At 47.1% G+C, this 20,029-nt stretch carries 8 protein-coding genes; 3 read left to right on the top strand and 5 right to left on the bottom strand.

The window, feature by feature from the left end:
- Positions 1-23 precede the first annotated feature (23 nt).
- Genes AB6C75_RS05665 through AB6C75_RS05650 form a run of 4 tightly spaced genes read right to left on the bottom strand, consistent with a single transcriptional unit; the run spans position 24 to position 16,073 of the window.
- A complete protein-coding gene (locus AB6C75_RS05665) occupies positions 24-5,978 on the bottom strand; it encodes a beta-ketoacyl synthase N-terminal-like domain-containing protein (protein WP_372107252.1) in 5,955 nt (1,984 codons plus the stop codon).
- On the bottom strand, positions 5,975-8,023 hold the full coding sequence (locus tag AB6C75_RS05660; protein WP_372107250.1) for a PfaB family protein: 2,049 nt from the start codon (positions 8,021-8,023) through the stop codon (positions 5,975-5,977). The genes AB6C75_RS05665 and AB6C75_RS05660 overlap by 4 nt, the downstream gene beginning before the upstream one ends.
- On the bottom strand, positions 8,023-15,882 hold the full coding sequence (locus AB6C75_RS05655; protein ID WP_372107249.1) for a phosphopantetheine-binding protein: 7,860 nt from the start codon (positions 15,880-15,882) through the stop codon (positions 8,023-8,025). The genes AB6C75_RS05660 and AB6C75_RS05655 overlap by 1 nt, the downstream gene beginning before the upstream one ends.
- Positions 15,882-16,073, bottom strand: coding sequence for a hypothetical protein (locus AB6C75_RS05650; protein WP_372107247.1), 192 nt, complete (start codon positions 16,071-16,073; stop codon positions 15,882-15,884). The genes AB6C75_RS05655 and AB6C75_RS05650 overlap by 1 nt, the downstream gene beginning before the upstream one ends.
- A gap of 527 nt (positions 16,074-16,600) precedes the next feature.
- On the opposite strand from AB6C75_RS05650, the gene AB6C75_RS05645 reads away from it, so the two are divergent.
- The gene (locus tag AB6C75_RS05645) at positions 16,601-17,428 is read left to right on the top strand and encodes a 4'-phosphopantetheinyl transferase superfamily protein (protein WP_372107245.1); all 828 of its coding nucleotides are present in this window, start codon (positions 16,601-16,603) and stop codon (positions 17,426-17,428) included.
- Positions 17,429-17,448: 20 nt separating this feature from the next.
- Here AB6C75_RS05645 and AB6C75_RS05640 read toward each other — a convergent pair whose 3' ends face one another.
- Complete coding sequence (locus AB6C75_RS05640) at positions 17,449-17,856, bottom strand: thioesterase family protein (RefSeq protein ID WP_016795211.1); 408 nt, start codon at positions 17,854-17,856, stop codon at positions 17,449-17,451.
- Positions 17,857-18,212: 356 nt separating this feature from the next.
- Between AB6C75_RS05640 and AB6C75_RS05635 the strand changes: the two genes are divergently transcribed.
- Complete coding sequence (locus AB6C75_RS05635; RefSeq protein WP_372107243.1) at positions 18,213-19,208, top strand: TRAP transporter substrate-binding protein; 996 nt, start codon at positions 18,213-18,215, stop codon at positions 19,206-19,208.
- 65 nt (positions 19,209-19,273) lie between these two features.
- On the top strand, positions 19,274-20,029 hold the full coding sequence (locus AB6C75_RS05630; protein ID WP_017076776.1) for a TRAP transporter small permease: 756 nt from the start codon (positions 19,274-19,276) through the stop codon (positions 20,027-20,029).

The raw sequence follows: 20,029 nt of genomic DNA, 5'->3' as shown, positions 1-20,029 counted from the left end.
TCTTTCCTAGTCCCGTGTCAGGCTTATGCTTCTTCGATACAAATTGCGATGTCTTTCACTTCGTAAATACGCAGACCATCTTTGCTCAGGTTTGCGTCGCCAACGATGATACGTTTACCGTCTTCGTCTTTAATCGCAGTGATATGTACATCCAGAGACATCTGTTTGTTTAGAGGGTTAATCTGACCACGGTATTTCCACTTCACTTCAGATTGGATTTGACCAAACTTCGGATTGCGGAAGCCAGCACCAAGATCTTTGTTTAGCGCGTAGGTTTGCATCAGCTCGATGATCGCTTCGACACCCAGAGAACCTGGCATTACCGGATCTTGATGGAAGTGGAACTGGAAGAACCAATCGCTTGGGTCAATCGTACGCTCAGCGTATAGGTAACCCAGACCGTCTTTACCACCATCGCTGGTGATCTGCACCGTATCGATAAAGTTCAAGCGACCGCCAGCCAGTTGGTAATGCTCTTGCACTTCACCAGTAGCTGAAACGGGTGCATTGAAGTAACGCGCCGTTTTGTCTAGTAGGTTGATGTTTACATCCGGCGTGCGGTTGTTATCAACGTGCCAAGGGTGAGTTACTTTACCGTTGTCCAAACCAAGCTGATCTTTCAGTGCTGCGCCCTTGAAGTAACCAAATACCGCTGTACCTTGGTAGAACGGCACGCCGTCGGTGCTCAGTTCAAAGCTGAAGCTCTGTACGATGTTGGTGCCCATCATTACGGTTGAAAGCAGACGAGAATCGTTGGTAATCGTTTTGCCGCGCAAGTCGACGTTACGCAACACTTTGCCGCTGCCATCTAGGTTGCGGAAAAACAGTTCTTCACCTGGGAAACCCAGTGTTGTTCCCATGTAGCCAGAGATGAAGCCGTTTGGCTGCAGTGAAATTTCCATCAGTACCGAGTAAGGCATTAGGGTCTGGTGGCTGTTTTCATCAAAGTACCATGCATTTTCTGGCACTTCGTATTCTGCGATACACGATGAAGGCTTCTTAAAGTCGCCACGCTTGCCATCAATCTCTACGACACGAGTGGTTAGCTGCAAGTCGCCACACGGAGTACGTGGTGGGATCATTCCACGATAGATTGAGAAATCAGGACCGAAACATTTCTCGATGTCGCCAGTCGCGAATTCGAACATGTGATAAGGCGTGAACGGAACCGTATCGGGTGTACGGTTCGGGTAATCTGGAGTTACCGGAGCTTCCACATGTTGAAGAGGAACCACACCTTTGTTAGGCGCCGTTTCTAGGTCTTCAATTTGTGCCATCAATGGTGCATTCGCTGAAGCCTGTTGGTTCACTGCTGGTGTATGGCCCAAGCTTTTATGGTCCAAGCTTTCGATAACAGGGGTCGCGACAGCTGATTCTAAAGAAGGCAGATAACGAGTACATTCGTCGTCTTCTTTGATCATCACACCCAAGTTTTGGAAATCAACAATCACTTTGCCATTCAGCAAAATATCGATGTTAGCTTTCGCGTATGGGCGAGGGCTTAGACCAATCTCAGTCACTTCCATGCGGTAAGTCAGTTCTGCCGATTGTGGTAGCACTTGACCACGGCAACGTACTTGTTGAGGCGCATTTTCAAGCGGTTGGAAACGACCATTTTGAACAAGCGTGTGCATGCCAAGGTGCATCATGAAGAACTGAAGTAGTTGACCACAACCTTCTGCCATCAAAGAACCAGCCATTACTGAGTCATCTTTGAAGTGACAAGGGAAGTACCAGTGCTCAGGCTCTAGCTGCTTATGACCTTCAATCAGACCAAGTCCCCATGTGCCGCCTTGCGGTTCAACACGGCTAACCTTTTCGATCATCATGAACTTCTCTGAGCTGAAGCACAAAGAAGGCTGGTGGCTATTGGATTGGTGAGTTGGACCAAAACACTCTGCAATGTTGGCAGTCAGTAGATGACGCAGTTCTTGGTGGTTAAACTGCGTTTTAGGGCAGTGCAGCATAGGGTCGAAGCGTTGCTTAGTTGCAAGTTTACGAGCCTTGATTTCGTCTTCAGTGTGAATCACACCCTTGCCGTCTGCTAGCTCTTCATCAGTGAAGAAGCCCGCACAACCGTTATCCATTTTCAGGATCATCTTGTCGCCAACGAAACACTCGTACGAGAAGAAGAACAGTAATGTGTCGCCATTGCGAGCAAAGTTGTTGATTGAGATATCGTAACGCAGTGTATCGCCACCACGAGGCAAGTCGCCAAGGAAGGTCAGCGTACAATCAAGCAGGCGATAAACACGCTCGCCTTTGTTTTCAAAATCAATGCCTAAGTAGCTGATCAGCATTAGGTCACACTGACCAGATTCAACTGCAACAGCCCAAGGGATCTGACCATCAACAAGATACGGCGCGTCAACTGGGATGTCGTATTCGGTGGTCATTGTGCTTGGCTTGTACTCGTTAACGGTCGCGTTGAGCTTGGTTACACGAGATACCAATAGGTAGTCAGTGGTTGGTAAGCGAACGCGGCGCGAGTAGCTATCGATGATCGCGTAATCAGGACCAAATACGTTAGCGATGTCGCCTTCAGCGTATTCAACCAGATCATCGTAATCCCAGATACATGGCTTACGGATAGGTTTTACTGGTGCTGGCGTCGCAAGTACGTTTACTGGCACTGACTGAACCTGAACCGGTTGAGCTTGCACAGGCTGAGCTGATGTTTGCTGACCATTCGTTTGTTGAGAAATGGCATTGTTCTCTAAACTTGAGCTATCTAAACCAGATGTCACTGCGTTTAGCTGTGCTTTTAATAACGCATCAGCCATCTGCATGCCTTGGGCTCGTGTGTGCAGGAATGCTTTGTGTACCTGTTGAGCCGCTTGCTGGTTTTGAGCAAAAGCTTGGTTTTGGCTTAGATTTTGCGGCTGCTGTGAAGCTGCGTCGATTTGAGACGCGCCATTTTTAGCGGATAGGACATGAGTCATATTGCTGTGGTTACCTGTTAGCTGACTGTGGCGAGTTGGCGCCAGAGTAGGGGATACTGATGTAGGAGTTTCGATGACTGGCTCTATCGCGTTTTGCGCTAATGCATTCTTCTCTAACTCTTTTTGTGCAAGGGCTGCTTGAATGCTTGCTGTCGTTGGAACCGACGCCACTCTTGCTGCTTGTTTACCAGAAGCTTTCTGTTGAATCGTTGCCAAGTTGGTCACTGGGGTTTGGGCAATATGTTGATAGATATCACGACCACCAAGAGTCACTTGCTTAACTAATTGACGTTTAGCATCGCTCGCCAGTTCATTGCTTAAACGAACGGAAAGTGATTGAGATTCAACACTCGATTGGCTTAGTAGCAGCTGTGAACATTGTCCTTCGCTGATGTTGGCAACAATCGCGCTCTTAGAACTGACATTCGGATTCAGAGGTGCAAGGTTCAGGTTGAGCAGACCGTGTAGCAGGCTTGCCATACCAGAAGCAGCAGAGCAATGACCCACACGTTGACTTGCTTGAGTAGTCTTTGTGTTCCCTAAACTTAGAGACGAAAACTGATGAGATGAAGATTCTGGTGCATGGTTAAGCTCAAGCAGAGAAACATCGTTCGAGCTCATACCGACTTGAGTCAGTAACTCATCAACAACGGCGTTGTTATTCTCGCTTGAACCAAAAGCCAATGCGTTGATGCTGCCGTAAGCCGCATCTTGGTTGCTCGCTACTTGGTTTTCTTCAACAAGAACAATCGCACCTGCACCTTCACCGACATTCCAACTGCCATCTTGCAGCTGTCCGAATTTTGGAGCTAGCGTCACTGGGCTTACGCTGTTCTTCAGAATCACATGTTCTGCACTGCCGCTTAGGTCGACGGCTGCAATCACAACGGCATCCATCGATTCTTGCGACATTAGGTTTTGTGCAACATCAATACAACGAGCAACCGACTGTTCAGCAGCTGAAATCGTAAAGGCAGGACCATTAAAGTCCCACAATGAAGAGATACGCGAAGCCATGATATTGCCGATGAAACTGGTGTATTGGTTCAGCTTGGCTGCGTCCATCACACTGTCCATCGCGATGGTTTCTAGCGCTTGGTATTCGTCTTGAGTTAGTTCGATACCCATGTTGGCAAAGCTGTCAGCCAATTGGCTATGCAGGTTTACGCGTCCACGGAATTGGTGCATCTCAAGCTCTGTTTCCATCGCAACTAAAACCGCAACCTTTTGGCCTGCAACAAGCTTGGCATCTTTGATGGCTTCGTCTGCAACTTTCATCAGTAGCAACTGCTGAGAGATCAAACGGTCATCTTCATTTGGCGGCACTTTGAAGCGCAGGAAATCGAGATCGAATTGATCGATGTACGCGCCATTTGGAATACCGTGTAAACCAAACTGATTCAGTAGTTCTGGATGTTGGTCTAAGCCTTTCCACCGCTTCTTAGGCAAGGCAATGAAAGCATCGTTGTTGGTCTCAATCGCAGTGCTTAGCGCATTGATGCTTTGCAGAGAACCGAAGTGAGACGCGAGACCAGTAATGCTTAAATTAGACGGCTGTAGGCTTGGAGACGCTGACTCAAGAGTCTGGTTTACATGACTGGTGTCTGAATACGCTTCAAGCAGTAAGTGAGCGTTACAGCCACCGAAACCAAATACAGAAACACCCGCGCAGCGCTCTGGATTGCCCGCTTTACTTGGCCAAGGTTGAACCTGCGTTGGTAGAGTCTGTGAGCCAAATAAACCTTCTGGCGACGATAGCGGCTTGTCCAAATTAATACTTGGAGGAAGGACACCTTCTTTCATCGCAAAGATCATCTTCATGATCCCTGGCATACCTGCTGCAGTAAGTAAGTGTCCGAGGTTGGACTTAGCAGAGCCAATCAATGGCGGATTAGAACCATTCAATTTGTCAGCAAAGAAACGCTCCATTGAGGTTAACTCAACCTTGTCACCTAATGGTGTGCCGGTTGCGTGACACTCAATCACTTCGATGCTGTCTGGTGATAAGTTCGAAGCCTCGTAAGCGCGTTCAAAGGCTTGGACTTGTCCCTTGCTATTTGGGCTTAATACGAACTGACCGCGACCATCGTTTGACAAGCCAATACCGCTGACGACTGCGTAAATATTGTCGCCATCACGCTCTGCATCAGCTAAGCGTTTTAGCACTAAAACACCTGCACCTTCGCCAGCAAACAAGCCTTTACTGTTGCTATCAAACGGAACCGACACACCGTGGTCAGGGTAAGCGTGGAAGATGGAAAAACCCATGTTGATAAAGAATGGGTCTGCACCGGATACTGCGCCTGCCAACATCATGTCGGCTTTGCCGGTGTTCAAGTAATCACACGCTAACTTCAATGAATACACTGAACTTGCACATGCCGCATCTAGGCTAAGTTGCACGTTGCCTAAGCCTAGCGCATCAGCGACTAACTTAGAGGCGTTGTGTGCCGCAGCACCGTTGATCGGGTTGAGGTCTTGAGCCGTTTCATTGGTTGGTAGTAGTGAAAACTGATCATTAGCCAATTTAGCTTGTAGTGCTTTCTCGACCACCGAGTGATACATCGGCAGAAACAGATCGTTCGAACGTGTGGTTGGGAACGAAAGGGCACCCATGATCACGCCTGTGCGGTCTAAAACATCGGCATTCAGATCAATGCCAGCGTCGACTAACGCTTTGCGACTGGTATCTAACGCCCAAAGGAAACTCTGGTCGACACCTTTGAATGACTCGGCTGTTAAACGGTAGCCATTACTGTCGAAATTGAAGTTTTCGATGTAGCCGCCTTTATCACAATAAAAGCGGTCTGACTCACCTTGCACGCCCTGATAGCTTTCAGGTTTAGCACCTAACTTTTCAGCGCTTAATGTGGTGCGAGAATCTTTTTTATTCAGCAAGTTATGCCAAAAGTCTTTTGGCGTATCCGCTTCTGGGTATTGATTAGCAATACCAACAATCGCGATCTTATTGCACTTCACTTGCTGTTTGTTCTGAGCCTGATATTTATATTGAGATGGTTTCGATTGAGAACTCATACTAGCTCTCCTTGATGGTTCACTGCGCTGCCTTGAGACACACCACTTAATTGCTTAGCGATGGTGTTCTGTTGTTCTAGCCCTTGAATAAGAGGCTCGACAGACAGTGGAATTTGATGAGTAATGAGCTGACCAATGCATTTGATGAGCGTGACAACATCGTCACCGCCTTTGGCATTGGAAGCGATTGTGCAGTATTGGTCAGCTACGTTGTCGCTACGATTGATCTTGTCGATCAATGTGCTGGTTTGACGATCGGCACCTACTTCTATAAACAGACGAGCACCTTGTTGACGCGCACTCTGGATCAACGCGGTGAAATCCAGCGTTGAACAGAAAGTGTCGGCAATCGAAAGGGCGATACTATCGCTGTCGATATTGATTGGTGCGCCAGTCGGTAGACCTGCTGCGCTGATAAAGCGGATATGCTTTGGCAACTCGTCGAACAGTGGTTGAGTGTAAAACTCCTGCACTTGGCTATGCTGGCTCAACGCTGGCGTGGTGTGCATGGCAGTAACACGGTTCGCGGCAATGCCACGTTTACCCAGTTTCTTGAGCAGAGCACGACAGGTACTTTCACAACCTGCCAGTACGCAAGTGTCACCTTGGATAATGGCAAGATAAGCACGTGGAAACTCTGGTAGCAGAGCCTCAATCGCTTGTGCATCACTGCGCACCACAAAGCTGTTCCAGTGGATGTTTTCGCCGCCATTCAGTTGCCAATCTTGACGTACTGCGGTGAGCTCGCCAGAAATAGCCGTCGTGAAAATAGGGCTAGTTTGAGTCATCTCGATCAGCGCATGTGGGTTTTTCCAAACATTTAAGCTCGCCCACATGGAAGCTTCACCCTTGGAGTAACCCAAAGCGAAGTCTGGCTGTACTTTGAATTCATTACATAGCAGTTGTGTTAACAGATAACTACTGCCCACACCTGCAATTGCCAATTCACTGAGCGACATTTCTTGCGCGTCGTCTGCGTAGGTTTTTTCTGCCTGCAGCATCTCTTTCAAGTTACCTTCGCGCTCTAAACGAGCAAATAACTGTGGGAAATGTTGGTGAAATTCGCGCAACATGTCGGGATAAACCGTGCCAACACCAGGGTAAACAAATGCAACGCCACCTTCGCTTTGAGGCTTCGGTGAGAAACAACTGCCCGCAGGAGTTTTGTATTGGCTATTGTCAGCCATTACTTTTGGCAACGCATTTTCTAGCGCAGTGATCTCTTGTATTGCAGCCTCAATTGAAGCCGCTTGAATCACGATGTTCGCACCACGGCCAGCATTGTGTTGAACGCTTTGAAAGTGGCTTAGGTTTGAATGCATCAAGCTGGCGATAGCAAGTTCGCTGTCCGCCGAATCGTTAACGCATTTAAGCTCTTCTCTTAACGAGATTAACTGAGAAACCAACTCGGCTTGTTCGTTGCCTGAAACCACAAACATCAAACGCTCGCTTGATAGCAAGGGTTTTGGTTCTTGCAAACCGGTCGCTTGAGTCAATATCAGGCTGGTGGTTTTTTGGCTATCGTCACTGAAAGTTAACGCAGCAACACGTGCTTTGTTCGGCTCAGTGAACCAGTAATGGTTAGGTAATGAATGGCTCGGTAATGAACGGCTCGATATCGCATTAACCATATTCAACAATTCATCAAACTGCTGCGAAGCAGAAAGTGCAGAATATTGTTGTTGATGGCTTAAGTCTGAAGCTGGGCGGCGTGCAATTTCCAGAGCAAGCTGAACGCTATCTTCGGTAACTGTATCTACAAAACCCGCTAGATAAGCGTGTGGATGAATCTTGCTTTGAGCCGCGGTCAGCGCGCTCAACATCACCAATGATGGAGAGTGAGAATCCAAACAAAGCTTAACAGCACTATCTTGACTGACAGCCTCAATCGCTTGAGTAAGTGCTTGATTAAAATTGCCACCAACCACAACTGTCATCATCTCAGGAAGCGAAGATGATAAGTCGGCAGAAAGCTCAGCCGCGTTTGCTGGCTGAGCTAAAAGAGCGATGCGTAATGGCATCGCTTTATTAGTAGGAACAGTCACTATGACAATTGCTCCTTTTCTGCGTTCTTATTAGACTCTTTCTTCGAACCTGTTGAGCTAGACTTCGGCAAAAATGCGTCATTTAAGCTCTTGCTGATGGTGACTTTGGCACCTTTCATTACTGCGCTTAAACGACCATCTTGGTGGTAAAGCGAGATGTCAGCTTGCAGCGAACGAGCCGTGCTTTTTATCACACTCAGCTCTAGCCAACCTTGGTCGCCATTGTGCATCGGTGCGTAACAAACAAACTCATCGATTGCAGACGGTAGGCTTGCCGCGCCGTATTTCAATCGAGCCCATACCAACATGGCTTGCAACAGATAATCTTCAGCAAATGGTTGGTTATCGCCAAAGCCTTGCTTAGGAATAAATGATCCGCAGTCGCTGTTTTCAATCTGAGGCAACTGGCATTGAGCCAATAAGCCTAAGTCGTCAAAGCGTTCGACTGAGGTAATACCTTGCAGTCTTGGTCCGTGAAACAGAGTGCCGTCACTGTATAGAGCTTGCGCCGTTGTTACAGGTGCTGAAGTGTTGGCTTCAAAGCGCTTTGTCGACGCTTGTTGAACATCTTCAGACATTTGCACAGAGGCAACTTGCAACTGAGCTTGATACTGTGGTCGCCCTTGGCAACTGATCACCGCTTTTAGCTGATCTTTTGATTTAGCGTCTGAAGACAAGACAAGCGTTAGCTCTTGCACTTCATCAGTATCAAAAATCACACCTTTCAGCAGTTTGTAGTTGTGAACGCTAACGTTCAGCCCTAACAGTTGCTCAGCGACTTCACGCATCCATTGGATGGCACACACTGTCGGTAACACTGGGTTACCGGCAATGCAGTGATCTTGAATGAAAGGCAATGCCTTTGGATCAAGATGACGTGTCACAGTAATGCTTGTATTCAGCGGACTCTCTGCAAGATGCACAGACTCCGCATTAAGCTTTTTTACAGCAGCTTCCTTGTTGTCAGAACCTTGCATGCTCGTGCCAACCAGCAGTTGAATGCCAGTTTTGTTCAATAGCTGAGAACTAAATAGCTCTGCGCCCGCTTGAAGAGGAATCACGTACACACCGCGCTCTGTAAACATACGTTTTAGTGCTGCGTTGACCATGCCACCGTCCCACGGTCCCCAGTTGAAGCTCATCACTTTCGCTTGAGGGTTACGAGCTGACAGTTGTAGAGCTGCTTTGTTTAGGATCTCGTTAGACATCGAGTAGTCACTTTGGCCTGTGTTTCCGTAGAAACCCGCCGCCGAAGAGAACATCGCAATCAGTTTTAGCTTGCTGCTATCAAGACCACCAAGAACGGCTTCTAGTCCGCCAACTTTCGTGCCGTAAACCATGTTCAGTTCATCAAGCGTTTTATCTTGAATATGTTTGTCAGCCAGTACACCTGCACCGTGGATAAGACCTGTAATGTCGTCGAAGTTTGCCAGTGTTTTCGCTACTGACTCATGGTTCGACACATCTAAGCTTAGGTATTCAGCGCTCGCGCCAATCTCGTTGAAAGCGGCAAGTGCTGCGTTGATTTCAAGGCTGCTCAATACTGGCTTTAGCAGAGCATCAACTTTCTTCGGCGTTGGTTTGTCACCGGTTGCTTGTAGGTGAGCGATAGCCGCTGGTTTTAGCTCTTTCTCTTGCTTGCCTTGCGCCCACTGAGGTAGCTCAGCGGAAGTAATATGCTTACTACGACCTGCAAGAATGAAGTGAGACTTACATTGCTTAGCAAGCGTCAGTGCACATTCAAACGTCACGCCTTTAGCGCCACCTGTTACGAGAACTTTGTCGCTCTTGGTGAGTTGAGCGCCTGTGTTCTTCGTTTGTGCAGCACCTGGTGTTGCCGCAATCAATGTTGCACGACCAGATTCACCGTTTTCGGCATGGCTAAGGCCGATTTCAACCGTGTTGGTATCGATATCGAACAGTTCGCTTGTGATAGCTTCAGCTAGGTGACGAGCATCAATCGAAGCGTCAGCATCCAATGCGCGGCAGAACACGTTTGACCATTCATGGCTCAGTGTCTTAGTTAGACCAGATAGAGCCGCTTGGTTAAGTTCTGCATTCGCTAATTGCTTAGTATCTAGGTAACCAAAGCCACCATCGATACGGCTCAGTGTGAAGAACACGCTACGACCAGAAACGGCATTCAGCTGACCATTTAGGTGCTTGGCGAACAAGAACGCAGTGGTTAGCGAAGCTCTTGAATCTGCATTCAAGTTAACCGCTTGCTCGTTGCTTTGTTTAGCATCAACGATAGCTTGTAGGTGAATGAAGCCTGCAATCACTTTGTTCGATGTTTTAAGGTCTGCTTCGATGTCGTTAATAACCGCAGTGACACCAGCATCATCGACGCTGTTGAGTGTGTAGCTTGCGATTTCACTGTTTAAAGGTGACGCGGCAGAAAGAGCACTACGCACTACAGCCACTTGAATGCCGTTAGCGGTCAACTTTTCTGCTAGAACACCGGCGTTGTGACCATCATCTGTGATCACGACACAAGCGTCTTTTGAGAAACAATCGACGAGTTTATCTGCCGCTGGTAGCTTTTTTAGCGCTACCTCATTGTGTGGAGGAAGTTCCGCTGTCGCTGTTTCTGCGATAGGCGTTACTGATTCAGCTTTTGGAGTCGCTACGGGTGCAGCTGCCGATAGCTTGCTTTGCATGTAGGTAACGATTTCACCAAGCGTACGACACTCAGCTAGGTCTTCAGGGTTTAGTTCTGGCAGCGTTGGCAGCTGGTCTTGAACTGTACCCAGGATCTCAACGCGTTTGATTGAGTCGATACCAAGGTCTGCTTCCATGTCCATCGCGAGGTCGAGCATTTCTGCTGGGTAGCCTGTTTTGTCGGCAACCACTTCCATCATTGTTGACTGAACATGAGCAGGGTTTAGGTCGTTGCTCGCGCTTTCTACAGTTGCTGCAGCGACTTCTGTACTCGTAGTAGCGCCTAGCTTGCTGTTCATGTAATCAACGATTTCGCCCAGTGTACGACACTCAGCCAAATCTTCAGGATTTAGCTCTGGCAATGTTGGTAGCTGGTCTTGAACTGTACCAAGGATCTCAACACGTTTGATTGAGTCGATGCCAAGGTCAGCTTCCATATCCATTGCTAGGTCTAGCATTTCAGTTGGGTAGCCAGTTTTATCCGCCACTACGCTCAGCATTGTGCTTTGAACTTGCTCTGCGTTTAAACCGTTTGATACTGCTTGCGCTGGTGCAGATGCTTGAGCTGCTACTGGAGCAGAAGCTGGAAGCTTGCTGTTCATGTAGTCGACTATCTCGCCTAGAGTACGACACTCAGCGAGGTCTTCAGGGTTCAGTTCTGGAAGAGTCGGTAGCTCGTCTTGAACTGTACCTAGGATTTCAACACGCTTGATTGAGTCAATACCAAGGTCAGCTTCCATATCCATTGCTAAGTCTAGCATTTCAGTCGGGTAGCCCGTCTTTTCTGCCACCACTTCTAACATGGTTTTCTGAACGACAGCGGCATCTAGTCCGTTGTTAGATGTTGCCGGAGCAACCATTGGTGCCTGTGAAGACACAGGAGCTGAAGCTGGAAGCTTGCTGTTCATGTAGGCAACGATTTCGCCAAGAGTGCGACACTCAGCTAAGTCTTCAGGGTTTAGCTCTGGAAGAGTAGGCAGCTCATCTTGCACTGTACCTAGAATCTCAACACGTTTGATTGAGTCGATGCCAAGGTCTGCTTCCATATCCATTTCTAGATCAAGCATTTCCGTTGGGTAACCTGTCTTCTCAGCAACCACTTCTAGCATGGTTTGTTGAACGACTTTTGCATCAAGACCGTTAGCGGCTTGAACAGCAGCAGTTGCGCTTGGCTGTGCTGCCACAGGCGCTGATGCTGGCATCTTGCTGTTCATGCTTTTACTGTTCATGTACTCGACGATTTCACCAAGAGTACGACACTCAGCTAAATCTTCAGGGTTCAGCTCAGGTAGGTTTGGCATTTCGTCTTGAACGGTACCAAGGATCTCTACGCGCTTGATTGAGTCGATACCAAGGTCTGCTTCCATGTCCATTTCTAGATCAAGCATCTCCGTTGGGTAACCCGTTTTCTCGGCAACGACTTCTAGCATCACTTTTTCAGCGTCGGCTGTTTGTACTGCTACTGGTGCAGCCACAGGAGCTGGTTGCGCTTTAACTGGCACAGGTTGAGCTGCAACAGACGCTGCCGCTTGAGCGGCTACTTGTGGTGCAGGAGCTGCTTTCTGTACTGGAGCTTGCTGAGCTGTTGTATTTTGAACCGGTGCTGCTTGAACAGACTGAGCTTGAACTGGCGCAGCTTGTACAGGAGCCGACTGTACTTGAGCTACAGGCTGTTGAACGATAGCTGTTGGAGTCGCTTGAATCGCTGGCTGAGCATTTACAGAAGCAACGAAGGTTGGTTGTGCCGTTTGTACTGAACCTTGCGTCAGCATATTAAGTGCTGAGTTGTTGCTGTGTGCTTGCATCTCTAGGTAATGAGCGTGAGCTTTTAGCGTTTCAGCTTGGTGCTGGTGGAACATTTCCATAGAGCGTTGCAGGTTCTCTGGAATTGCTACGCCTGCTGTTGCCATTTTCGCTTGCTCAGACATTAGGGTGTTGAACGTGTCACCGTATTGCTGAGGAATCGCCAAGAATTGCTGATGTACTTCTGCTGCTTGTTGTTGAGCATTGAAGAACGATTGCAGTGAAGATTCATCAACTGTTACTTGAGCTGCTGGCTGAATAGTCGCTGGTGCAGGTTGCGCCATTTGAGGCTGCTGAGCTGCTGTTGCTACTTGCACACTTGGTGCTGGAGCAACTGACGGTTGTACATTTGAAGCTTGAGGAGCAGCTACAGGTACTTCAACGATTTCTGTTTTAATCACTTCTTTTTCCACGATTTTCTCGACTTCAACTTTCACTTCAACAATCTCAGTCTTTTCGGTGACGTTGCCCGAAGCCAATGATTGATCCATTTTCTTACGAGTAGCAGGGCTGATGTAGTTGGTTGCATTCAGCTTGATGTTCATTGGTGATGCCTTTGCAGGTTCAGCAATGTCAGCTTGGTAAGGGTCAATGTTGTCTAATGAAACACCTGCCACGCACAGTTGAACCGCAGCTAAACGAAGCTGTTGGTCACTGTCGCCTTTAGGGCTTGGGTTGATGCTGATTGCGTAAAGCTCTTCGTTCTTATCAGCCAATGTTTTCTCAACCAGCTTTTGAAGAATGTTTTTAGGACCGAACTCAACGAATACGCGCGCACCAGCTTCATACATCGCTTCAATTTGCTCGCTGAAACGAACCGATTGCAGCATGTGCTGTTTGAATGCTTTCTTGATCGCTTTAGCGTCTTTGCTGTGCAGTTTGCCCGTTGCGTTTGAGTAAAGCGGCAGCGTTGGAGCGCTGAATGAAGCTTTATCAATTGCAGCAGCAAACGGTTTTTGAGCGTGAGCAACAAGTGGAGTGTGGAAAGCGCCGGAAACAGGCAGAGCAATCGCTTTGAAGCCTTGTTCTGTTAGCGCTTGAGCTGCTTGTTGAACCGTCGCTGTTGGACCTGCAATAACCAGTTGAGTCGGAGCGTTGTAGTTGGCAATGCTCACGCCTTCGAATTGGCTGATGCAGCTTTCAACGGCTGGAAGTTTGTCTGCGTCTAAGATGACCGCAAACATAGTACCGCTGTCACCTTGTTCAGGTGTTGCAGCCATTGCATCGCCACGAGCGAAAGCTAGCTGGTAGTAATCGTCTTGCGAGATAACACCCGATGCACATAATGCGCTTAGCTCACCAAAGCTGTGGCCTGCAACCATGTCTGCTTTGAAGCCAGCTTGAGTCATGATGTCGAACTGACCCATAGACACAGTACCAATTGCACTTTGCGCATTGGCGGTGTTGGTTAGCACAGCTTCTTGAGCTTTGGTTGCTTCTGGTGTGAAGGTTGGAATTGGGAACAGAATTTGCGACAGAGCCGTTTTCTTGTGCTGACCAAATACTTGATCCGCTTGAGCAAGCTGTTGGCGCATTTCAGGGTAATGACAAGCAAGCTCGCGACCCATGTTGAGATATTGCGAACCTTGACCTGCAAATAGCGCTGCCACTTTACCTGCGCCGTTGCCAGCAATCAGTGCCGATTCACGGTAGCTAGTGCCGTTTGGCATCTGCCAATGTGTTTTGGTTTGGCTCTCAAGCATAGAAATCGCTTGAGTCAGTTGCGCTTGAAGGTCTGCTTGGTCAGTCACGACTAAACCAAGACGAGCATGCTTAGCATCAACTTCACGTAGAGCGTGTTGCTTAGCAAGCGTTTCCAGTTTGAACGCAGCGTCTGCAGCTTGAGTTGAAACCTGCTTGAGTTCATTGATCAGTGCTTGACGAGATTCCGCGCTGAATAACAGAGTTTGTGGTACTTGACGCTGACGGTATTTGTCACCGCGAGCGTGCTCTGGTGTGTATTCTTCCAATACAACGTGGAAGTTAGTGCCACCAAAACCGAATGAGCTGATACCTGCACGGCGCGGTGTGCCGTCGACGCGTTTCATCCAAGGGCGCGTTTGTGTGTTTAGGTAGAACGGTGAGTTCTCGATATCTAACTTAGGATTCGGAGCTGATACATTGATCGTTGGCGGCAGTACTTTGTGGTGCAGTGCTAGTGCAGCTTTGATTAAACCTGCAGTACCCGCGGTTGATTTAGTGTGACCAATTTGAGATTTCACAGAGCCTAACGCAATGTGTTGCTTCTCTTCGTTGTTCTCACTGAATACCGAGTTTAAGCCACCAAATTCAGCAACATCTCCTGCCGCTGTACCTGTGCCATGCGCTTCTAAAAGGCCAAGCGTGTGCGGTGCGAAACCAGCATCATCGTAAGCACGTTTTAGTGCTTTTGCTTGTCCTTCAGGGCGAGGTGCGTAAATACTCTTGAACTTGCCATCCGAAGAAGAACCGACACCTTTAATTACTGAGTAGATTCTGTCGCCATCGCGTTCTGCATCTTCTAAGCGCTTCAGAGCAACCATACCGATGCCTTCACCAATCATCATGCCTTTTGAGTCGATGTCGAAAGGTTGAATGGTTTCATTGGTGGTAAATGCAGGTGTTTTAGAGAAACTCATGTACATGGTTGGCGAGTTATCAGTACACACACCACCTGTGATCATCATTTCGCTGCGGCCTTCAACCAGCTCGCTCAGAGCCATGCGCATTGCGGCTAGAGAACCTGCACACGCAGCATCTACCACACAGTTGATGCCACCAAGGTCAAAGCGGTTAGCAATACGACCTGAAATTACGTTACCTAATGAACCAGGGAATGAGTTCTCTTCCCAGTGGATGTATTGGTCTTGGAACTTTTTGATCAGCATTTCGCTGTCTTCGTCGTTGATGCCACTGCTCTTGAAGACTTTTTTCAAAACAGGGTATTGCAGACGAGCATTTAGGCTTTGAGCGATCTTCTGACCACCACCAACACCGAGCGTGATACCGATCTTATCGCGATCGTAGCCTTCAGGCAGCTTGGCATCTTCAAGTACTTCTTTTGCAACGATCAGAGAAAGCAGCTGCGACGTATCAGTCAGTTCTAGGATATTTGGCGGAAGACCGAACTCCATAGGGTTGAAGTCCACTTCTGGGATGAAACCACCGCGCTTACAGTAAGACTTGTCTGGCGTAGTACGATCTGAGTCGTAGTAATCTTCTGGACGCCAGTGCGTATCTGGTACTTCAGTAATCGCATCGATCTTTTCGCTGATAAGATCCCAAAATTTATTCAGGTAACGAGAGTTCGCAAACATGCTCGCCATACCAACGATTGCAACAGGCATGTCTTTAAGGCGTTTATTCAGTCGAGAATCGTCGACTGATTCCGGTGTATTTGTCTCGGGTTGGCTCATTATGAGTCTCCACTAGAAATCACAGAAAGTGATGTCGTGTTTTGAGGCTGCGCTTTTAAAATTAAAGAAAGAAAATCTGAAACAGATTTAGGGAAGCGCAGCTGAAAATTCAGGTTGCTGAGTGGCGGCAACCAGATAGAAATTAGGCTTTCGAAGTGCGATGACTTACGAGAGTAGGGGAGGTGTTTCATGCGCGACGGTGGCATTCAAATGTTGAGGCGATGTCCATTAAAATCCTGTTCAAAGTCTGACTAAATGAAAAGTCGGTAACCGCAAAGAAAACGTGTGAATTTGTTTAATGGTTGAGCAGGCTACCCGAGGTGACTTATTGATACAATGCTCCGAGAGGCCACTATGATCTGTTCAGACCAGATGAATTTGGTATGGTTTTGATTTTTGCATTTTCAATTTCATTAACTTGTTGATAATTAATGGTTATGAGTTGTTATTTAGTGTTTTTACTCTATATTTTGATTTGGTGAGATCTATGTCATGTTTTTGTAAGTAACATTTAATGGATGCCTCTTGTGCAAGGCTAAGTGTGATCTGTGTTTTAATTTGTTATTATTTGAGAAATTGGTTTTAAGCCCGTATATGAAGGGTGTTTCCCTCCCGTATTCTCTAGGTTTCACTTAAATCATAGATGAGTTAAATTTGTTCGATTTGGTTGTTCCAATCGTGTTTTGAAGAGTGATTTCTAGAAGTGAGTTCGAGTTAAATGAAAACTTCCGTTGTTGATTTGTGGCTATGTTCTCTGAGTAATTTAAATGACCAGCCAGACAATGTATCGCAGCTCAAAAAGAGACTGACAGCCGATGAGATAGCTAAAGTTGAGCGCTATCGAATGCCCTCATCTCAAATTCAGGCTCTGTATGTTCGAAATTACCTAAGAAAGGTGCTGTCTCGCTATGCTGATTTGATGCCTGAAGCGTGGCGCTTTGAATATGGCGAGAAAGGAAAGCCAAGTTTAGTCGCCAAACAGCAACTCAAGACGGGGTTAAATTTCAATATTAGTCATAGCAAAGAACATTTGTTGATTGCAGTTTGCCAGAGAGAAGGGAAGCAAGTTCAATTGGGTGTTGATATTGAACACGCAAGAAGTTCGACCAATATCGACTCGATCATGAAGCACTACTTTTCAGATAAAGAATTGGCGGATTTACTTGAGCTCAGCAAAGAAGAACAGAGAGAGCGTTTTTTCGATCTGTGGGCGTTGAAAGAGTCGTACATCAAAGCGACGGGTAAGGGGCTAGCCACATCGTTGCGAAGCTTTTCGTTCAAATTCTCCAATCTGACGGAGCAAACATTGCCAATTCACGCTTCGGATTTTCAACCAAACTTGCAGGATGAAATTAGATTGCATGGTGAAATCAGCATATACAGTGGAGTTGGGTTGGATGTTACTGAGAAAACCGATAGTTCTACAGATTGGCAGTGTTGCTTAGGGCGGCTGGACGAACAGTATCGCTTTGCGGTTACACTTGGCGGAAATTTGCTACCCATGCAGATAGAGGTGAGAACCTTTTCGTCGTCTCACCTCTTTTAAGCTAGCTTGGTGAGGTGAAGTTAGCTCGACTCTCCAAGCATCGCTTTTAATACTTCAGCGGGTACTGGCTGCAGTTGCTTGTCTTTATCAAGACAGACCATTTCAATATCACCAATCACAGCAGGCTTGGTCGCATTCTTACGCCACACTTCTTGTCGCCATAGCGTTTTGTATTTGCCATCGAGTTCAAAAGAGGTTCGGATGTCGCAGATCTCAGCGAATTCAACCCCATCTTGAAAAGTCATGTTGGCTTTATAGACCGCAAAACCTAGTCCGTGCTCGTTCCACAATTCCGCCAGTTTATCGCTACCCAACACATGTTCGCGCGCACGCTCAAAGTATTTTAGAAAGTTAGGGTGATAAACCACACCTGAGTGATCGGTATCTTCATAGTAAATTTGTACTGGGTGATGGTAGATCTGACTCATTGGTATCAACTCTTGGTAAGTAGTGGGGCTGTAAATCTGACTAAGTTGTGCAGCACTCTACAGGATAGGTCGAAATTACTTCAAGGCATCATCGGCAATGTGGCTCTTGGTCAGACCTCATTCGGTCGTATCCATTAGTGATACGTTGGTCAACTCCCACCCATTTACAAATATTCTATGTGTCATTTCCCACCCATTGATTTTTGCAGCGAGTTGGCGAGTGCAGCAGGCAGATATCATGAAGCCTTATGGTTAAAGGGTTGTTAATGGTTTGTGTCAATGTGGCGCGCTAATTGCCTTAGTGAAAGCACGCAGTTCCCATTGAAGGGCTGTTTTGTTTACTAAGGAGAATAATAATGTTTAAGCCTCTTACCCTGCTGTCTGTCTCTGCTCTGGCGCTCACAAGTTTTAATGCTGCTGCAAACTGTGATCCAGGTGAAATCGTGATTAAATTCAGTCATGTAACCAATACCGATAAGCACCCGAAAGGCATTGCCGCTTCTTTACTGGAAGAGCGAGTAAACACGGAAATGAATGGCAAAGCTTGTATGCAAGTTTTCCCTAACTCAACACTTTACGATGATAATAAGGTACTGGAAGCCCTGTTAAATGGTGATGTTCAAATGGCGGCGCCATCGTTGTCTAAATTTGAGAAGTTCACTAAGAAATACCGCATTTTTGACCTTCCTTTCCTATTTGAAGACGTAGAAGCCGTTGACCGTTTCCAAAACTCAGAATCTGGCGAAAAACTGAAGAATGCGATGAAGCGTCGTGGCCTTCAAGGTCTAGCGTTTTGGCACAATGGCATGAAACAGATGTCGGCGAATAAGCCTCTTATCAACCCTGAAGACGCGGAAGGGTTGAAATTCCGTGTTCAAGCATCAGACGTATTGGTGGCTCAGTTTGAACAACTAGGCGCTAACCCACAGAAGATGTCTTTCAAAGAAGTTTATGGTGGCCTGCAAACTAAGGTTATCGATGGTCAAGAGAACACATGGTCAAACATCTACGGTAAGAAGTTCTTTGAAGTACAAGACGGCGTAACTGAAACCAATCACGGTATCTTGGATTACCTAGTTGTATCGTCAAACGACTTCTGGAAAGACCTACCTGAAGATGTACGTACACAGCTTGGCACTATCGTTCAAGAAGTCTCTGAAACACGTAATGCAGAATCTTCAAAAGTTAACCTAGCGAACAAAAATAACATCATCGAAGCCGGTGGTGAGGTTCGTACACTTACGCCTGAACAGCGTGAAGCATGGGTAGCTGCACTTCAACCAGTATGGAAGAAGTTTGAAAAAGACATCGGTTCAGACCTTATCGATGCAGCGTTAGCTTCAAACCAATAACACCGCTAAGGGAGTGGCGTGCATTTCGCCACTCCTTATTAAAATAACTATAAGCGGAGTCAATTATGGATAATCCTCAAATGGAACAACCAAATTCTAGCGAATCAGCACTGGAAACCTCTTTTTTTTCCAAAGTCGGAAGAGTTACAGATGTGATTGAAGAGTCATTAATCGCATTTTTCCTTGGCGCAATGACGCTACTTACTTTTGCCAATGTTGTATTCAGATACGCATTCAATGGCAATATCTTGTGGGCACTAGAACTGACTGTGTTCATGTTCGCTTGGATGGTGTTAGTGGGCGCATCTTATGGCGTTAAAAAACACTTCCACATTGGCGTTGATGTGATCATCAACCTTGCCCCAGAAAAGCTACGTAAAGTGTATGCGTTAATCGCCGTCACAAGCTGCCTAGCATTCTCAATCTTACTTCTTATCGGTTCTTGGAATTACTGGTACCCGTTCGCGACTGAGCGCGCTTGGTACGAGACCGATGATATTCCAATGCCCGAGATGCTTCAGTTTCTTGCTGACTGGCTGAATGAAGGCGAGCGATACGAGAAACTGCCACGTTTTATTCCTTATATGGCGCTGCCGATTGGTATGGCAATGCTGACGTTCCGATTCATCCAAATCGCTTATCAAGTGGCGACGGGCAAGCTTGACCGCATGATTGCAGGCCATGAAGCCGAAGAAGAGCTGGATGCATTGAAAGCTGATGTGTTAGCGGGTTCTGATGAAGACGCGACAGCGGTATTGGATTCGACTAAGCAAAACAAGGCGAACGAGTCGGGTACAAAATCTAACGGTAAGGAAGACTAA

Origin of the sequence: Vibrio sp. 10N.237.312.B06, from assembly GCF_041464685.1 — a bacterium.
GTDB lineage: Bacteria > Pseudomonadota > Gammaproteobacteria > Enterobacterales > Vibrionaceae > Vibrio > Vibrio tasmaniensis_A.
The sequence above is the reverse complement of the archived record's forward strand: the minus strand, read 5'-3'. Positions and strand labels throughout refer to the sequence as shown.

Coding starts and splice junctions, on each gene's coding strand:
- AB6C75_RS05635 (WP_372107243.1), top strand. CDS start 18,213: ATGTTTAAGCCTCTTACCCTGCTGTCTGTCTCTGCTCTGGCGCTCACA.
- AB6C75_RS05650 (WP_372107247.1), bottom strand. CDS start 16,073: ATGAAACACCTCCCCTACTCTCGTAAGTCATCGCACTTCGAAAGCCTA.
- AB6C75_RS05665 (WP_372107252.1), bottom strand. CDS start 5,978: ATGAGTTCTCAATCGAAACCATCTCAATATAAATATCAGGCTCAGAAC.
- AB6C75_RS05630 (WP_017076776.1), top strand. CDS start 19,274: ATGGATAATCCTCAAATGGAACAACCAAATTCTAGCGAATCAGCACTG.
- AB6C75_RS05640 (WP_016795211.1), bottom strand. CDS start 17,856: ATGAGTCAGATCTACCATCACCCAGTACAAATTTACTATGAAGATACC.
- AB6C75_RS05645 (WP_372107245.1), top strand. CDS start 16,601: ATGAAAACTTCCGTTGTTGATTTGTGGCTATGTTCTCTGAGTAATTTA.
- AB6C75_RS05655 (WP_372107249.1), bottom strand. CDS start 15,882: ATGAGCCAACCCGAGACAAATACACCGGAATCAGTCGACGATTCTCGA.